General features: G+C 50.0%; 8 protein-coding genes. 6 read left to right on the top strand and 2 right to left on the bottom strand.

Annotation, left to right across the window (positions count from 1 at the left end):
- The first annotated feature begins 357 nt into the window (after window positions 1-357).
- The 6 genes from MKY92_RS21135 (at window position 358) to MKY92_RS21110 (ending at window position 15489) form a co-directional block, all read left to right on the top strand.
- Entirely contained in the window at window positions 358-1734 is a 1377-nt protein-coding gene (locus tag MKY92_RS21135) for a class I SAM-dependent rRNA methyltransferase (RefSeq protein WP_339297504.1), read from the top strand.
- Between the two features lie 232 nt (window positions 1735-1966).
- Complete coding sequence (gene addB / locus MKY92_RS21130) at window positions 1967-5470, top strand: helicase-exonuclease AddAB subunit AddB (RefSeq protein ID WP_339297503.1); 3504 nt, start codon at window positions 1967-1969, stop codon at window positions 5468-5470.
- On the top strand, window positions 5467-9894 hold the full coding sequence (gene addA / locus MKY92_RS21125; RefSeq protein WP_339297502.1) for a helicase-exonuclease AddAB subunit AddA: 4428 nt from the start codon (window positions 5467-5469) through the stop codon (window positions 9892-9894). The genes addB and addA overlap by 4 nt, the downstream gene beginning before the upstream one ends.
- Before the next feature lie 59 nt (window positions 9895-9953).
- Complete coding sequence (locus MKY92_RS21120) at window positions 9954-11138, top strand: exonuclease SbcCD subunit D (RefSeq protein ID WP_339297501.1); 1185 nt, start codon at window positions 9954-9956, stop codon at window positions 11136-11138.
- Entirely contained in the window at window positions 11135-14554 is a 3420-nt protein-coding gene (locus MKY92_RS21115) for an SMC family ATPase (RefSeq protein ID WP_339297500.1), read from the top strand. The genes MKY92_RS21120 and MKY92_RS21115 overlap by 4 nt, the downstream gene beginning before the upstream one ends.
- Before the next feature lie 590 nt (window positions 14555-15144).
- Window positions 15145-15489, top strand: coding sequence for a hypothetical protein (locus MKY92_RS21110; protein ID WP_036674796.1), 345 nt, complete (start codon window positions 15145-15147; stop codon window positions 15487-15489).
- Between the two features lie 724 nt (window positions 15490-16213).
- On the opposite strand, the gene MKY92_RS21105 is transcribed toward MKY92_RS21110, so the two are convergent.
- Window positions 16214-17347: a bifunctional cystathionine gamma-lyase/homocysteine desulfhydrase gene (locus MKY92_RS21105; RefSeq protein WP_339297499.1), complete on the bottom strand. Its 1134-nt coding sequence runs from the start codon at window positions 17345-17347 to the stop codon at window positions 16214-16216.
- A gap of 1 nt (window position 17348) precedes the next feature.
- The gene (locus MKY92_RS21100) at window positions 17349-18272 is read right to left on the bottom strand and encodes a cysteine synthase family protein (RefSeq protein ID WP_339297498.1); all 924 of its coding nucleotides are present in this window, start codon (window positions 18270-18272) and stop codon (window positions 17349-17351) included.
- Window positions 18273-18324: the final 52 nt, after the last annotated feature.

Below are 18324 nucleotides of genomic sequence, written 5' to 3'. Positions count from 1 at the left end.
CATCATTCCTTCCGTCCGGTTCCTTAACTCATCCTATGAGTAAGAAAAGACAACCATGACAAGCCTAAAGGAATTGAGAGGGAAGCAACCTAATTTCGTCCCCTCATTCAAAATTACGGAACTTATCTGTTCCACCCCAATTCGAAAGATACGGTGATTCGTGCAAACGCAGCGAAGAAGACGAAATTGTTACCGAAGAAGCGAAGCGCTCGCCTTTATCCCCGGATTTTCCCTTTGAGAAAAGGGAGTTCAAAAAAATCTGGGGATAACAGCGATCAGAGGAACAATTCGTTGCCGTAGCGTCTCCTTTGCACCAAACCTATCTTTTCAACTAACTATGAAAGAAGTGGATCTACCTTGCCATCAGTTACACTTGAACGCAGTCGCAAAAAGCGGCTTGAACATGCACATCCATGGATATTTAACAATGAAATTGCCTCTGTTGACGGAAACCCGGAGCCGGGAGATCTGGTCAATGTATTGAATCATCAAGGTCGCTATCTGGCGACCGGATATTACAATCCCGCATCTCAGATCACTGTAAGGGTTATAGCTTATCAACCCTTGGAGTCCGAACAGATGGACACCGCGTTTTTTGCAGCGCGTTTCCGCGATTGCTTGCGTCACCGTGAACGTTTTATCCAGGATGGAGAGGCATACCGTCTCGTTTACGGCGAAGCAGATTTTCTACCAGGCTTGATCGTTGACCGGTTCGGCAGCATCCTCGTTTTACAGTTGCTTACACTTGGCATGGATCGTTGCCGTGAAGCCATCGTACAGGCACTCGTTGAAGTAATGCAACCGGAAGGCATATATGAGCGCAGTGATGTCTCGATTCGTGAACTCGAAGGTTTGGAGCAGACCAAAGGTCCGCTGTACGGAGAGTGCCCACGGCATGTCACCGTTACAGAAAATGGACTACTCATTAAAGTGGATATCGTGGAAGGGCAGAAGACAGGTTACTTCTTCGACCAACGCGAGAATCGTGCAGCCATCGAACCGCTCATGAAGGGTTGGGGCTATAAGAGTGGAATCACACTACAAACGACCGAGCAGGATGGCACACAGCAGATGTTGCCTGTGAATAAAAGCGGTAAAGTAGTTACATTCCCTTATTGGGATGGTGCCACTGTGCTGGAGTGCTTCTCACACACAGGCAGTTTCACGTTGAATGCTTGCAAGTATGGAGCCAAGAAAGTGACTTGTCTTGATATTTCGGAGCATGCCATTGAGAGTGCACGAACAAATGTGGAGCTGAACGGTTTTACCGACCGGGTCGAGTTCGTAGTTGCTGATGCATTCCAGTACTTGCGTGAACAAGTGAAAGGGCTGGATGAACGTACCGCACGTGCACGTGCAGGCGAACAGAAAGTGGATACATCCAAAGCGCTGGCAGCTGGCGGTAAAACATTTGATGTCGTCATCCTCGATCCTCCTGCATTTGCCAAAACGAAATCAGCAGTCAAAGGTGCATGCCGTGGATATAAGGATATCAACCTGCAAGGAATGAAACTGGTTAATGAGGGCGGATATTTGGTAACAGCCAGCTGTTCGTATCACATGCGTCCTGACCTTTTCCTGGATACGATTGCGGATGCAGCGGAAGATGCAGGCAAAGTGCTGCGTCTAATTGACTGGAAGGCAGCAGGTAAGGACCACCCGCAGATTTTGGGCGTGGATGAAGGACATTACCTGAAATTTGCTATTTTCGAAGTGCGCAGTAAAAAGAATTAGAAGAGTCTCGTTTCACTTTTTTTAATCTCTCGTGAGATAAAGTGAAGTTTAAATAAATGATACTTTTGGCAAAAAGTCCACAGTGTGATAGCTGCGGGCTTTTTGCTGTTTGGCTGTGTTAACGGAGATGATCTCCGTTTTTACCGGATAGTGGCAAACGTATGTTCCGAACCAAGTCAGATATGTTATACTGGGAATTAAAATCTTGTACGTGTGGTTTGGAGGATTAGACATGTCCGTTCGTTTTGTTATTGGCCGGGCAGGCAGCGGCAAAAGCTCGCTGATTACCCGGGAAATTATATCCCTGCTTCAACAAGAACCGCAAGGCACACCTTTGATTTTGCTCGTTCCCGAACAGAGTTCTTTTCGAACAGAGCAGACATTGGTGTCTTCTGGAGCAATTAAAGGTACGATGCGTGCAGAAGTGCTGGGCTTTCGCCGTTTAGCCTATCGTGTAATGCAGGAAGCAGGTGGTTCTGCTCGTATTCCGATCGGAGCCGAAGGCAAAAAGATGCTGCTCTACAAGGTCATCCAGCGCCGTAAGGAAGAATTGAAGCTGTTTGGTGCATCCGGCAGCCAGCTGGGTTTTATAGGCGAATTAAATGACTTATATAGTGAATTTAAACGTTATGAAGTTGATCCATCATTGCTGGAAGAAGGGCTGTCTGGAGGGAATACCTCATCCACTTCGCCAATTCTGGAGGACAAGTTGCATGACTTGAATCTGATATATCGTGACTATGAACAGGAACTGACCCATTTATATATTGATGATGAAGACACGTTGACCGAGCTGACAGATCGTTTGTCGGAAAGTGCATTGCTGCAGGATGCCCAGATCTGGATTGATGGTTTTCAGGGATTCACACCACAGGAGATGAGTGTGATCGGTCGGCTGATGTTGCAGTCCTCTTCCGTGACCATTGCACTGACATTGGATCGTCCTTATGATCACGGCGCACTGCCTGGAGAACTGGAACTGTTCTATCCCACGGCAAGTGCCTATGCGCGTCTGAAAGGGATGGCTGAAGAACTGGGTGTACCGAGCGATATAACCGTGCTAAATTCGGAGATTCCACCGAGATACAAGGATCGTCCGGGACTTGCTCATCTGGAGGCTGGTTTCGACCGCCGAATTCGTTGGAAAAGTGATGGCCTTGATTCCGGAATCCGACTGGTTGCAGCGGAGAACCGACGAGCTGAGATGGAGGGAGCACTGCGTGAGATGCGGCGTCTGGCGCAAAACGAAGGTGCGCGTTATCGGGATATGGCAGTACTTGTTCGTCAGTTGGATACCTACGCTGATATAGCTGAACCTCTATTCAGGGATTATGACGTACCCGTCTTTCTGGACCGCAGAAGAAATGAACTTCATCATCCATTATCCGAGTTTATCCGTTCCGCACTGGATATTGTTCGGCGCCATTGGCGTTACGAGGATGTATTTCGCTGTGTCAAAACGGATCTGCTGCTTCCGCGTGATGGTTCAATCACTCGTGAAGATATGGACCAGCTTGAGAATTATGTACTGGCTTGTGGTATTCACGGGTATCGCTGGACTGATGGCAAACCATGGAAGTATGTACCAAGCCTGTCGCTCGAAGACAACGGTCAGGATGGCCGTAGTCGAGGACGTGACCAGATGCTTTCTCTAATGGAGAGCTGCCGAACGGTCATTACAGATTCCTTGGGTGCTTTTGAGAAACGAATGAAAAAGGCAAAGACAGCCAAAGCCCAGTGCGAGGCACTATACAGACTGCTGGAAGATGCTGAGATCGCATGGAAGCTGGAGAACATGTCTGCTGAAGCTAAGGCACAAGGTGACCCCGAACGGTCGAGAGAACATCGGCAGATGTGGGGAGCTGTGCTAGATTTATTGGATCAGATGGTCGATATGATGGGGAATGAACGGCTGGATATCACGCTGTTTGCCGGGATGATTGAGACCGGATTAACGGAACTGAAGCTGGGTCTGGTACCACCAGCACTTGATCAGGTATTGGTTGGTTCTATGGACCGTACACGTCTTCAGGACATCAAATACGTATTTATCCTTGGCGCGGTTGATGGTGAATTACCTGCCGTACCTCAGGATGATGGCGTATTAACGGAACTGGAGAGATCGTTACTGACGGAACGTGGCATGGCGCTTGGACCAGGTGCAACAAGGCAGATGCTGGATGAACGTTTCCTGATCTATACGGCACTTGCAGCCGCAAGCAGCCAGTTGTGGCTGAGTTATCCGGTTGCTGATGATGAGGGGAAAGCACTGCTTCCTTCCGAGATTGTCCGCCATGTACGGAAGATGTTTGGTTTACAAGAACAGCCATTGCTCGCTCAACCACCGATTGCGAACTCGGAAGAAGCGCATTGGTCCTATGTCACCCATCCAGGTCAGAGTCTGTCTGCGCTCATTGGACAATTGCGCAAATGGCGCCGCGGAGAAGACATCCCTGAAATGTGGTGGGCGGTCTACAATTGGCATGTATCTCGGGAGACAAGCAGACCTCAGCTGGAGCGGTTGATGGGATCGATCTTTTATCGTAATCGAGCATTACCACTACGTACAGCTACCAGTCGCAGACTATATGGTACAGAGGTGAGGACGAGTGTCTCGCGAATGGAGCGGTTTGTTGCTTGCCCGTTCTCCCATTTTGCTTCGCACGGGCTACGCCTCAAAGAACGGCAATTGTACCGCCTTCAGGCCCCTGATATCGGACAGCTGTTTCATGCTGCACTAAGCCAGCTGGCTATGCGATTGCGTGAAGAAAATCGTAGTTGGGGAAGTTTGACTCCAGAACAATGCCGCAAGGAAGCCGAGCAAACGGTGGAGCAGATTGCACCACAACTGCAAGGAGAGATTTTGCTAAGCACCAAGCGATACGGTTATATTTTCCGCAAGTTGAAGGACATTGTTAGCCGGGCATCCGTAATTCTTGGTGAACAGTCCAGACGTGGAAGTTTTGAACCGATTGGGTTGGAGCTTGATTTTGGACCGGATAAAACACTGCCACCTCTGCGCTTTGAACTGGAGAATGGCTGTGTGATGGAGATTGTGGGCCGGATTGACCGTGTAGATGTCGCAGAAGGAGAGAATGGTCTGCTCCTGCGTGTCATTGACTATAAATCAAGCCAGACGGACCTCAAGTTACATGAAGTGTACTATGGTCTGTCATTGCAGATGCTCACCTATCTGGAGGTGCTGCTTAGTGCTGCCGAAGAATGGCTTGGGGAAACGGCGATGCCGGGAGGAACGTTGTATTTCCATGTGCATAACCCGCTGTTGCAATCCGCAAACGGCATGACATCGGAGCAAGCCGGACAAGAACTGCTGAAACGGTTCAAAATGAAAGGTTTGCTGCTGGCAGATCGGGACGCAATCGCTCAAATGGACAACACCCTGGATAAGGGGTATTCAGCGATTATTCCAGTTGCCCTTAAGGCGGACGGAAGCTTTTATAGCAGCGCCGCTGTAGCTACGCCAGAGCAATGGGATACGCTGCTTGCTTCGGTTCGCAGTAATATCCGCGAGATTGGTACCCGGATTACGGATGGGGATGTGGCCATTGAGCCTTATCGCATTCAGCAGGAAGTGGCGTGTACGTTCTGTCCGTATAAGCCTGTTTGTCAGTTTGATGAGAATATTGAAGGAAATGAATATAACCTGTTGTCCAAACCGGGCAAACAGCAAATCTGGGATATGTTATCTCACACCAAGGGAGGGGAAACATCATGACGAATATGCCAAAACCGGAGGGTAGCTTCTGGAGTGATGACCAGTGGAGTGCCATCTCGGAAAGCGGAGAAGACATTCTTGTTGCCGCAGCTGCGGGATCAGGCAAGACAGCTGTGCTGGTTGAACGAATTATTCGCAAGATCGCAGATCCCTCCCAAGGATTCAGTGTGGATCGCTTGCTTGTAGCTACGTTTACCAAAGCGGCCGCCGCCGAGATGAAACAACGGATTCGGGAAGCGCTGGAACGTGCGCTTGAAGAACAGCCTGGAGAAGAGCATCTGCGTAAGCAGCTGTCGCTGCTTGGACGGGCATCTATTACAACGCTGCATTCATTCTGTATGGAAGTCATTCGCCGTTACTATCAGCAAATTCCGTTGAACCCGGCTTTTCGTATCCTGAATGAAAATGAAGCGGAAATTATGCGACAGGAACTGCTCGAAGAACTTTTTGAGGAAAAGTATGGCGAAGAAGATGAAGGGAGTACATTCCGCGAATTAGTGGACTGGTTCAGTGGAGAACGAAACGATGATGCGATGCATCGACTGGTGCAACGATTGTATGATTTCTCCCGCAGTCATTCCTGGCCGGATCATTGGCTCTCAGAGATGGCATCTGCTTTTCAGGTGGAAAGTGTGGAGGCACTTGGACATACAGCATGGGTTCAGAGTATTTTGCGTGATGCGGCTCTTGCTTTGAGTGGTGCAGCAGGACTACTCCGTCAAGGCATTCATATTTCCATGCAGCCTGAAGGTCCGGCACCTTATGCAGATACGTTAAAAGAAGATCTGGTGATGGTGGAAGATCTGCTGTCTGCGGTTGAGATAATGCCATGGGAGAGGTTGCCTGAAGTGTTTCAACCCGCTGCATTTGGCAAACTGAAACCCTGCAAAAAGGATCAAACGGACCCGACTTTACAGGATCAGGTGAAGGAACTCCGGGAGGCTGCGAAAAAGGCCGTTTCCGACCTGAAAGGTTCATTGTTTGGAAGAAGTGCTTTTTCGTTCTGGCAGGAGCTGGAGCAAGCGGCGCCACTCATGCAGGAACTGTCGAGGCTGGTTAGTACATTTGGAGAACGTTATCGACAGGCCAAACAGGAACGGGGGCAAGTTGACTTCAGTGATCTGGAGCACTACTGTCTTCACATTTTGCGACATGAGGATTCAACGCCTGAACTGTCGATGCCTTCCGATGCGGCTATGGAGTACCGTTCGCGATTCGATGAAGTGTTGCTTGATGAATATCAGGACACCAATACGGTTCAGGAAGATATCGTGAAGCTCATCTCCAGAGAAAACCCGGGTAACCGATTCATGGTCGGTGATGTCAAACAGAGTATCTACCGTTTCCGGTTGGCTGAGCCGGGTCTATTTATGAACAAGTATCGCCAATATGGAGCGAGCACACGTGAAGATGGAATGGTGGAAGATCGTCTGAATCGTTCAGGTCAACGTATTGATCTTGCGCGGAATTTCCGCAGCCGTGCTGAAGTCGTGCATTCGGTCAATATGATATTCCGGCAACTCATGAACGAAGGTGTGGCAGAGATTGCTTACGATGAACGAGCTCAACTGGCATATGGGGCAACGTTCCCGTCAGAAACGCTTGGTGATAAGGCGTATACACCTGAACTTATGCTGATTGATCGTCAGGGCGGTGGTCCTGATCTGACAGAGAGTACGGATGAGAATGGGGATGCATCAATCTCCGCAGAACTGGAGAGTGCCGAACTCGAAACAGCTCAGTTGGAAGCGCGGGCGATTGCAAGGCGTATTCGTGAGATGGTTGGGGATACGGACAAACCTGCCCTCCATATATATGACAAAGCCCTGCAAACGATGCGTCCGGCACGTTACGGTGACATGGTCATCTTGTTGCGTTCAACCTTGATGTGGGCACCGCTCATGATTGAGGAATTCAGACAGCAGGGAATTCCTGCTGGAGGAGAACAGAGCAAGGGTTATTTTCAGGCTACAGAAGTGGAAATCATGATGTCGCTGCTTCAGCTTGTTGATAATCCAAGGCAGGATATTCCGCTCGCTTCCGTGCTTCGTTCTCCGATTGTTGGACTGGATGAAGAAGAACTCGCACAGATTCGGCTTGGTGACAAAAGACAGTCATTCTATGATGCGGTTGTGTCTGCTGCTGGTGAATGGAACAATTCCTCCACTAATGCCGTACAACAATCCCGTCAGGATAACGATCCTGATTCCAATATCGTCCAGTTACAGTGGCCGGAAGCCTGGTCAGAGATGGAACAGGGACAGCGGGAGACAGCAGCTTCTGTTGAGGCAGAGATTCTGGACGACGTACACGAATTCGATGTGCATACATTGCATACAGATGGAATGCAAGATGCTGGTGTTGCGGGACATGCAAGTGAGGATCTGGGCATAACGGAGATCTCAGGCTCGGAATTACAGCAAAAGTTAATTCGCTTTATGCGTCAATTGGAGCAGTGGAGACTTGAGGCAAGACAAGGCAGTCTAAGTGAACTGATCTGGCGTATGTATCGGGAAACTGGTTATTTGGACTGGGTTGGTGGTCTTCCAGGAGGACAGCAACGTCAAAGTAATCTTAAGGCATTGTACGATCGAGCACGACAATATGAGGAATCAACTGCGAATCGCGGCTTGTTCCGTTTCCTGACCTATGTTTCCAGACTGCGGGAAAACGGGGGAGACCTCGGGACTGTAACAAGTAGCTCTGGTGAGCAGGACAACGCCGTACGTATCATGACGATTCACCGGAGTAAAGGTTTGGAGTTTCCAATTGTCTTTGTCGGTGGCATATCCAAGATGTTCAATCAGCAGGACTTGAACGCACCGTTTCTAATGCATAAGGAACTGGGATTTGGCCCGAGGTTTGTGGATCGTGAGAACCGGGTTGCCTATCCTACATTAGCCAATCTGGCGATTCGTCGTCGTGCGCAATTTGAACTGCTTGCTGAAGAGATGCGTGTGCTGTATGTTGCGTTGACCCGTCCCAAAGAGAAAATGATTTTGCTGGGTACTGTAAAAGATGCCGCGAAAAAAGCGCTCGCGTGGTCTCAGGTCAAGGATAGCCCTGAACTGGCATTGCCAGACTATCTGCTTGCTGCTGGACGGAGTTACCTGGACTGGATTGGACCATCCCTGATGAGACATCCAGATGCGGTTGTGCTGCGTGAACTTGCTGGAAGCAATGATTCGTTCTCAGCTTGTCTTGCAGATGATCAATCACGATGGGTGATCTCTATTATTTCCGCTGATCAGGTATCCCGTGACCATGTGGTGGGTCAGACACTCGGAGAAGAAGACGGGATGACTGAGGTGCGGAAAGAACGAATTGCTGCGCTAAAAGCCGTTCAGCCTGTGAAGTTGGTTACTTCCTCAACGGTAGAGGAGCTGACGAAGATTGCACAAGATACGGCTAACCAAAACATTGAAGATGAAGGTGCAGATACAGTAGCTCTTCAACAAGAGGAGACACAGCTGATCCACGAGGTTGATCAACGGCTTTCATGGACGTACCCCTATGAAGCAGCAACTAAAGTAGCAGCCAGTACATCTGTCACGGAGTTGAAAACGTTACTTGCGTTGCAGGATATTCAGTCCGTAGAGGTGATGGAGGAACTGGGAGAACAGTCCGAGAAATTATTGGCTCACAACACCCCAGGAATCAGTTACACCAAAGATGAAGCAGGCCGTGTACTACGTGGCGTATCCGATGAATCTAACGAGCGTGAGACTGGATCAGGGTCAGATTCAAACCGTACGGTGAACGTTCCGGATGCGGGATCTGCGGGTACGTCTTTCAAACTGCACCTGCGTCGTCCGAAATTCATGGAGGCAACGCAGCTGACAGGGGCAGAACGGGGGAACGTGTATCATACGTTGATGCAGCATCTTCCTATAGATGGCTCATTTGTTGATTCACAGCTTATTGAACAGACGATTGAGCGGTTGATTAAGCTTCAGATTTTGCTGCCCCATCATGCTGCGGCTATCGAACCTGAAGAACTGGGCGGATTTTTCAATACAGAACCAGGGAAAGAATTATTGCGTGCAGCGTGGGTGAAACGGGAAATTCCGTTTGTGTATGGACTTCCGGCACACCAGTCTCCTGTGGAATGGCTACATCAACAGGCGGCGAACTCAGATATACAGATGCTAAATGAAGATAGCAAAATGCAGGCAACGATTGAAAATGAAACCGTGCTTGTACAGGGGATTATCGATTGTCTGTATGAGGTGGACGGCGAGCTTGTCTTGCTTGATTACAAGACGGATCGGGTATTGGAGCATCGTGGTGGTTTGGATGAACTCACCAAAAATTATCGCTTCCAGCTGGATCTGTATGGACGGGCTATTGAAGATATATTAGGTCGGAAAGTTGACCGGAAATGGCTGTACTTTTTTGATGGTGGACATGCAGTGGAATTGTAAAAGAACTGGATCGGAATTGTAAACCATGGATTTCATATGGGAGAGGGGTGGAACGGACGATGCGTATTTTGCATACAGGGGACTGGCATTTGGGAAAAACGCTGGAAGGACGAAGCCGACTACGTGAACAGGAAGATTTCGTTGATGAACTCGTCAGGCTGGCTGATGAGCAGCAGGCGGATGCCATATTGATGGCCGGAGATGTGTATGATTCCGTCAATCCTCCCGCAGCGGCGGAACAACTTTTTTATGAAGCAGCAGCCCGTCTGACGGAGCATGGAAGACCCCTCGTGGTGATTGCAGGAAATCATGATCAGCCAGAGCGGGTGGCTTCTGTGACTCCACTTGTGAACAGACAGGGCATCACACTCGTAGGCATGCCTACTTCAGAAGCAGTAACCATCCATGCACAACGGACCGGAGAGATTGCACAGATTGCCGCATTACCTTATCCTTCTGAAGCCAGATTGAATGAACTGCTGACAACAGATGGAGACGAAAATGTGCTTCGTCAGGCATACAGTCACCGGGTGGGCATGTTAATGCAGCGTCTGGCAGCTTCTTTCCGCCCGGATACCGTGAACTTGGCCATGAGTCATATCTATGTGCTCGGCGGACTTGAGAGTGATTCGGAACGTCCGATTCAGATCGGTGGGGCCTACACGGTGGACCCTTCATCTTTAGCAACTGGTGCGCAATACACGGCACTCGGGCATCTTCATCGTGCACAGGCTGTCAAAGGAGACGGTGTGATTCGATACAGCGGTTCTCCTCTCGCTTACAGCTTCTCGGAAGCAGGGCAGAGCAAGTCTGTCACGATGGTTGATCTGGCACCGGGCGGAGCTGCACAGGTGGAGGAAGTTTTGTTAACGTCCGGGCGTCCGCTTGTGCGTTGGCAGGCCCGTGGTGGTCTGGCAGAAGTATATCGTTGGCTGGATGAGGGGCATGATCCACAGGCTTTTATCGACATGGAAGTGTGGCTGGACGAGGCGATGTCCCTGAAGGAGATTCAGCAGCTGCGAAAATCACATGAAGGTATCATTCATATTCGCCCGGTGTATCCCGAGATGGCTGCAGCAGGACTTTTGGAGCAACGATCCGAGCTACCTGTGCATGAACTGTTCCGTAAATTCTATCAGCGTCAGACGGGTGGTGCACAGCCGGAAGACAGCCTGGTACAGCTTTTCCTGGAACTTGTGGATGAAGACGAGCCGGGTGTGCGTGAGGAGGTCGAGGAAAGATGAAGCCAATTCTATTAAAAGTTGCCGGACTGCAAAGTTATCGGGAGATGCAGGAGATTGATTTTACCGTGCTTACAGAGACGGGGCTATTCGGTATTTTCGGTCCAACGGGTAGTGGTAAATCTTCCTTGCTCGATGCCATCACACTCGCCATGTATGGAAAAGTGGAACGTGCGGTGAACGGGACGCAAGGCATTATGAATCATGCAGAGGATTCGTTGTCGGTTGCTTTTACATTCGAACTGATGTCGGCGGAAGGCACTCGGAGGTTCCGGGTAGAGCGACGTTTCAAACGAAATAATGAAGTGTCCGTGAGTAACACGATCAGCAAATTCATAGAGACGGTCAATGGCGAAGAACAGGTACTTGCCGACAAATTGGCAGATGTGAATCGCTGTGTTGAAGATGTGATCGGTTTGAAGATGGATGATTTTACACGGGCAGTGGTGCTTCCGCAAGGAAAGTTTGCCGAGTTTTTGTCACTCAAAGGCAGTGAACGTCGCCAAATGTTGCAACGATTATTCCATCTGGAGAAGTATGGGGATCAGCTGGCCATCAAATTAAGTCGGCGGGTCAAGGATAATGACATGGTTCACCAATCTCTTGCTGCGGAGCAACAGGGACTGGGCAATGCCAGCAAGGAGACGTTGGAAGAAACGAAACGGCTTCTTCAAACCGCTGTTCAGCAGTCTGAATTGTCCCGCAAAGCGCTGGATGTAGCTGCAAAGGAAGCTGAACAACTGGGCAAAATTCGTGAGTTAAGTAACGAACGGCAGGCTCGGACGGATGAACAACAGAAGCTGAAAGCACTGGAACCACAGATAGAGGCAGGCGAACAACGGCTGAAACAATCCGTTGCAGCAGATGTAATACTGCCTGCATTGCAGACGGTTCGAGATGCCACGGCTACACAGAAGCAGCGGCAGGATACTGCCGAGACAGCTCATCAGCAAGCATTGGAACATGAGCGTCTGGCTGTTCAGGAAGCGGAGAAGGCCGAGACGGCACGTAAGCAAATGACTGAGGAAGAACCGAAACTTTTGCTGCGCCTGGAGCAACTCGAACAAGCGAAAGAGCTGCAACGTGAACGGGACGGACTTCAAGCCGATTGCTCGCGCCTCGCACAGTTGCTGGAACAGGGGCAGAGCGAACAGACTGCGCTGGGACAGCAGCTTGAGAAAGAAAAGGAATTGCAACAGCGTGGACGCAAACGGCGTGAGGAACTCCAAGAGAGCCTTAAGCCAAATGAAGTGAAGTCAGAGGAACGCAGGCAACTTCAAGCTGCGCTTGAACTGAAACATCGTGTGGATACTGCCGCGGAGCAGTTGCAGCAAAATAAGGCTGACATGCAAGCCTATAAGCAGTCGGCAGAACAGGGAGCCGACAAGCTGAAGGCGGCGGCTGAGGAAGAAAAACGCCTGAGTGATCAGCGTCAGCATCTGGTAGAACAGGCGTCAGAAGGTCTTGAGGCCTTGCTTGCCTGTGAGCAGGACATCAGTCGCGAACATAGCCTGCTGGCCCTTGCGGAGGAACAGCTGCGTGGCACGATGCGCGAGCAGGAGCTGCACCGGCTGTCCTCCGCTTTGCGCGCCGAGCTGCAAGATGGCGAGCCATGCCCGGTGTGCGGCTCGCCGCATCACCCGCTCCCGGCTGCGCCGCCGGGAGAAGGTCCGCACGCAGGCGATGCGGACCTGGAACTGCTGCGCAGCCTGCACGCGGAGCTGCAGGAGCTGCACTTTGGGCTGCGCCAGCAGCTGCACGAACGTCGCAGCCTGCTGACGCAGCTTGGCGCTGCGGCCGGCGAAGCTCCGGCCGCAGCCGAGGCCGCGCCTGCGGCAGCGGAGCCCGAGCCCGCCGGGTCGCCCGAACACGGGCGCTCCCCGGCAGGCTGGGCATCGCGTGCCGCTGCGCTGCGCGAAGCCGCGCAGGCGCTGGCTGCCGCAGCAGCGCCGCTCCAGGCCGAAGCCGCCGCGTTGCAGCAGGCGGCTGTAGGCGCGCAGCAGCGCCGCATGGAAGCGGCAGCTGCGCAAGAGGCCGGCCGTGCCGGGCTCGCCCAGGCGGAGCGCAAGCTGGCCGAGAGCGAGGCCGCAGCGGCTGCCTTGCAGGGCCGCTGGGCCATGGAACTGCCGGGCATCGCTCAGGAGGAGGCCAAGGCCCTCTATCAGGCGATGCAGGAGCGCGATGCGCGCGCCGAAGACATCAAGGAACGTCTGAACAAAAGTGTGACATTCCTTGAGGAAAAAGACCAAATCATTCAATCTCTCCAGCAGAAGCTGGTTGAATTGGACAAACAACTGATTCAGTGGCAAACGGAGTGGCAGGGCAATAGCAAACAGCTGGCCGAGAAGGAAGAACGCTTGCGCCAGTGGGTTGGGGAGCAGCGGGTAGAAGATCTGATTACTGCGGCTCAGGCTCGTCTGGATGGACTGCGGAACACAGCTTCGGACTCGGCACAACGCTTCAAAGAAGCGGACACGCTGAAGCAGGAATCAGCCAAGAAAGACGTCATGGCACAGCAGGCAGCCGCCTCGGCCACAGAACATCTGCAACAGGCACAGGAACGGTGGAAGCAATTGCTGGAACAATCTCCGTTTGACTCGGATGATGCTGTTGTATCCGCGGCAATTCCTTCCCAGGAAGCAGAGCGACTGGCAGGGGAGATCCAGCAGCACCGTGAACGTGAGCGTGAACTGGCATCCCAGTTGCGTGAACTGGAACAAAAGCTGGGTGGTGCTGTCGTATCGGAGGAACAGTGGTTAGCCTGCACCGAACGTTTGCAGCAGGTCCGAATTGAGGATGAGGCTTCCCTTCGTGCCAAAGCGCGTGCAGAACGTGATCTGGAGGATGTGGAGCAGCGACATGTTCGCTGGACCGAACTGGAGAACAAGCGGGTGGAGGTAAGCCGTCAAGGCGAACTGCTCAGCAAACTGCAATCCGCGTTTAGAGGCAATGCTTTTGTTGAGTATATTGCCGAAGAACAACTGATGCAGGTTAGTCATGCGGCATCTCAGCGTCTGCGCTTCCTGACCAAACAGCGTTATTCACTGGAGGTGGATTCCGGCGGTGGTTTTGTAATCTGTGATGATGCCAACGGGGGAGTCAAACGACCGGTATCAACGTTGTCAGGTGGCGAGACATTTTTGACTTCGTTGTCACTGGCCTTGGCACTGTCGGCCCAGATTCAGCTGCGAGGTCAGTACCCACTCCAATTCTTCTTCCTAGATGAAGGGTTTGGTACCCTTGACCCTGAGTTGTTGGATACCGTCATTACTTCTTTGGAAAAATTGCATGACGACCGATTGGCTGTTGGTGTAATCAGTCACGTGCCTGAACTACGTGCACGCTTGCCGCGCAAACTTGTGGTGATTCCGGCAGGTGAAGCCGGAAACGGCTCACGTGTGGTCTTGGAGACCCTGTAGAGGGCAATGTGTAAGCAATATAGATCATAGAAGCGCCTCTAATAGTCCAAGCAAAATGAATATTAGAGGTTGTTCAAAAAGTCAGCTTTTGATTACGAATGGTGCCTAGCGGCATCATCAACATCGAATATGGAATTAAGCCGAAATAAGTAGGGGTTTACGAAGGTTGTTTCCTTCGGAAACATTGCGGTTGCTCACGTAGCTCTATCTATGCTCCGCTACTCCATTTCTAGCTTTATCCCGTCTTTTTGGTACTGAAAACCGCCCTTTTTAGACACGCACTATTACGGAATATTATTTTTGTAAAAATATTTCTTTTCTTGCTTTTATAACTTAGTGGAGTGAGTTACATCACAGATACAGGTTCATCCCGCTGTTATACTACAGTTAAGCCGACAAACTTTATTTAAGTACCCCGGCGGACATCTGATCAGGACGTTTCCTGAATAGATGTCCGCGTAGCAGACTTCCAAGGAAGCCGCTCACGGGGTGCTTCTTTTTTTTGTGTTTTTTCGTCAGTAGTGTCAATTCGCCCAGTTCTGAATACCATGAAAAGGTGATCAAGAGCAGAATCAGGGAGGCGTTGGCAAGTGGAAAAAGTGGAAGCAAAGAAAATATGTAAGGAACACATGCACCGTTATGTATGTGTACAGATGAATGATGGTATGCACTACGATGGCATTATGGAAAATGTGGATGACGAAATGATCTACCTGGCTGTTCCCGTTGGACCGGAAGCCATGGTGAATCATGCGAACTGGGCTCCAAATGCAATGCCTGGAGCAAACTATCCGATAGGTCATACTCGCGGATTTTATCCAGGTTACGGCTACCCTACGCCTTATCCGTATTATGGTTATGGCCGTAGACGTTTTAACCGACTAGTGCTCCCGTTATTTGCGCTTACAGCGTTAACCCTTTTACCGTACTATTGAAATTAAAAAACAGTCATAACTGCAAGTGACACATTCTTATGTACCCTATGGCATCCTATGAAAACCTTGAAAATAACAAGCCGAGAATGGAAGTTTCATTCATGGTACCGTACAGCATAAAATAGAGAGGTCTTATCACATACAGAGTCTCAGCCTGATGTATCGCGACAGTCGTTGCAATACAACTGGCAACATACGAACATCCAAAAGGTCATGCCTGTGCAGAAGCAACTTCTGTAAGGCATGACCTTTTTTTGAAACTGATTAGTGTAAGATCGAAGATGAACGGATAGCACATAACTTGTATTTAAAACTGCTGAAAGCAGAACCTGGCCTTAACGTGTCCGTAGCAGCAATCGGTGTACTGCATCCTGAATATGCGAGAACGTGCCTATGTGCGAGCAAACAATCAAGAAAAAGGAAAGCTTTAATTCTCTATTCCGATTAAAAGCTTCGCTTCAGGTGGAATCGATGCTGTTCTCTTGCCCGGTTGGAGGAGCGGAGCATGATGTGAGCGGCTGACGAATCTGATACACGTTATAACCGAATAAAGAGCCGCATTCAGCATTTTTTTGAGGTTATTTTGGTAAATAACGTGCCTGATGTTCCTTATAATTTCAAATGTGGCCTGAACGCCAAATAAGACACCCTGTGTTCCTTGGGAAATCGTCCATCGTCCACTACTCCTTCTCCAAGATCAGCCAGCATGGACTTCAAAATGCCCTCAACTTAATGCAAATTTCAAATCCTCAAGTAAATCCTCAACATCCTCGATCCCAACGGAGATACGAATCAAACCATCTGTGATCCCCAATTCTTGCCGACGTTCATAGGGAATGGAAGCATGTGTCATTCGGGCAGGTACAGAAATTAAACTTTCCACTGCGCCCAGACTTTCAGCCAATGTGAAATAACGGACTTTGCTTAACACCTCATCTACTTTTTCAGCACTGCCTACATCAAAGGAAACCATACCGCCATATCCTCTCGCTTGCGTGGAAGCGAGCTTGTGCTGGGGATGTTCGGGCAACCCGGGATAATAAACTTTGCTCACGGTTGGATGTTGATTCAAAAATGCCACAATCTGCTCTGTATTGCGTTCTTGCGCTTCCATGCGCAATCCCAATGTTTTCAGACCTCGCATTAATAGCCAGGAATCCATAGGTCCCAGGACTGCGCCGATTGCATTTTGGATAAAATGCAGATCTTCACCAAGTTGCTCGCTGTTGACAACCGCTAGTCCTGCCACGACATCACTATGACCACCGATATATTTTGTTGCAGAATGCAGTACAATATCTGCCCCCAGAGCCAGAGGGGTTTGCCAATAAGGCGTACTAAACGTGTTATCCACGATGAACAACAATTCATGTTGTTTCGACCATTGCGCTACAGCAGCAATATCGGTGACCTTGAGTAACGGATTAGTAGGTGTTTCTACATAAATGGCCTTTGTATTGGATTGCAAAGCCTGCTCCAGTGTTTGTAGTGAGGTAGTATCCACAAAGGTAGACTCGATCCCCAGACGATTCAGCACCTTGGTGAAAATGCGATAGGTCCCGCCGTATACGTCATCCGTCAGAATGACGTGATCTCCTGTTTTCAACAGAGACAGTACAGCGTGAATTGCAGCCATGCCCGAACTAAAAGCAAACCCTCGAACGCCATCCTCCAGCTCTTTAATGACTTCTTCCAACGCATGACGGGTAGGGTTGCCCGTACGTGAATACTCGTATCCTTTGTGTACGCCAACCGATTCTTGCTTATACGTGCTCACTTGATAGATCGGTACACTCACTGCTCCAGTGTGTGGATCACCAACAATACCTGCATGAATCAGCTTAGTTTTTGGTCTCATTTCATTGTCCTCCATTATAGATATTTTGGCTTAAATACCGTTCGCTGCTATCCGGGAAAATAACAACGATGTTACTTCCGGGAGCTGCGTGAACGGCTTCGTTTAATGCGGCTTGCATAGCTGCACCTGAGGAACTTCCTACCAGTAAGCCTTCCAACAAGGCCAGATCCTTGACCCGCTCAAAGGCATCTTCATCTGAGATCGTATGAATGGCATCAAAGTAACTCACATCCATAAAAGAAGATAACGTTTCGACCCCTATTCCTTCTGTACGATGTGGTCCCGATGGACCTCCTGCCAGAATCGAACCTTCGGGTTCTACGATACATGTTTTAATTAACGGGTTTTGCTCCTTCAAATAGCGAGATACCCCCATGAAAGTTCCGCCAGACCCGGCTCCGGCTACATATACATCCACCTGCCCGTTCAGATCACGCCAAATCTCAGGGCCCAGATGTTCATAATGTGCGAGTGGGTTATCCGCATTGGAGAACTGACCTGGAATATAGGAACCCGGTATTTCTTTCGCCAGTGATTCCGCCTTGCGTATGGCACCAGTGATTCCTTCGGATGTGGGTGTGTTGACGACCGTAGCACCAAGGGCTTTCATCAACAGTTGCTTCTCAGCGCTGAACTTCTGAGGTACCGTGAAAATGACCTTTAAATTAAGGCCTACAGCCGCCATTGCAAGACCAATGCCTGTGTTGCCTGCGGTAGCTTCGATCACCGTTCCACCTGGCTTAACATCTCCTCGTGTCAAGGCCTTCTCCAATAAAAACTTACCAATCCTGTCTTTCACACTTCCCCCAGGATTCATGAATTCTAATTTAGCGAACAGGCGGATTCCTTCCGGTAGTGGATATCGAGTTAATTCAAGCAGTGGCGTATTACCGATAAGTTCCTGTACATGTTGATAAACGGTCAAATTAACCAATCTCCTTTTGTGTGTCATTAATCCATACATATTTGTTTAATAG

Source organism: Paenibacillus sp. FSL R5-0623 (genome assembly GCF_037974265.1).
GTDB lineage: Bacteria > Bacillota > Bacilli > Paenibacillales > Paenibacillaceae > Paenibacillus.
This window is presented reverse-complemented; position numbering and strand designations above follow the sequence as displayed.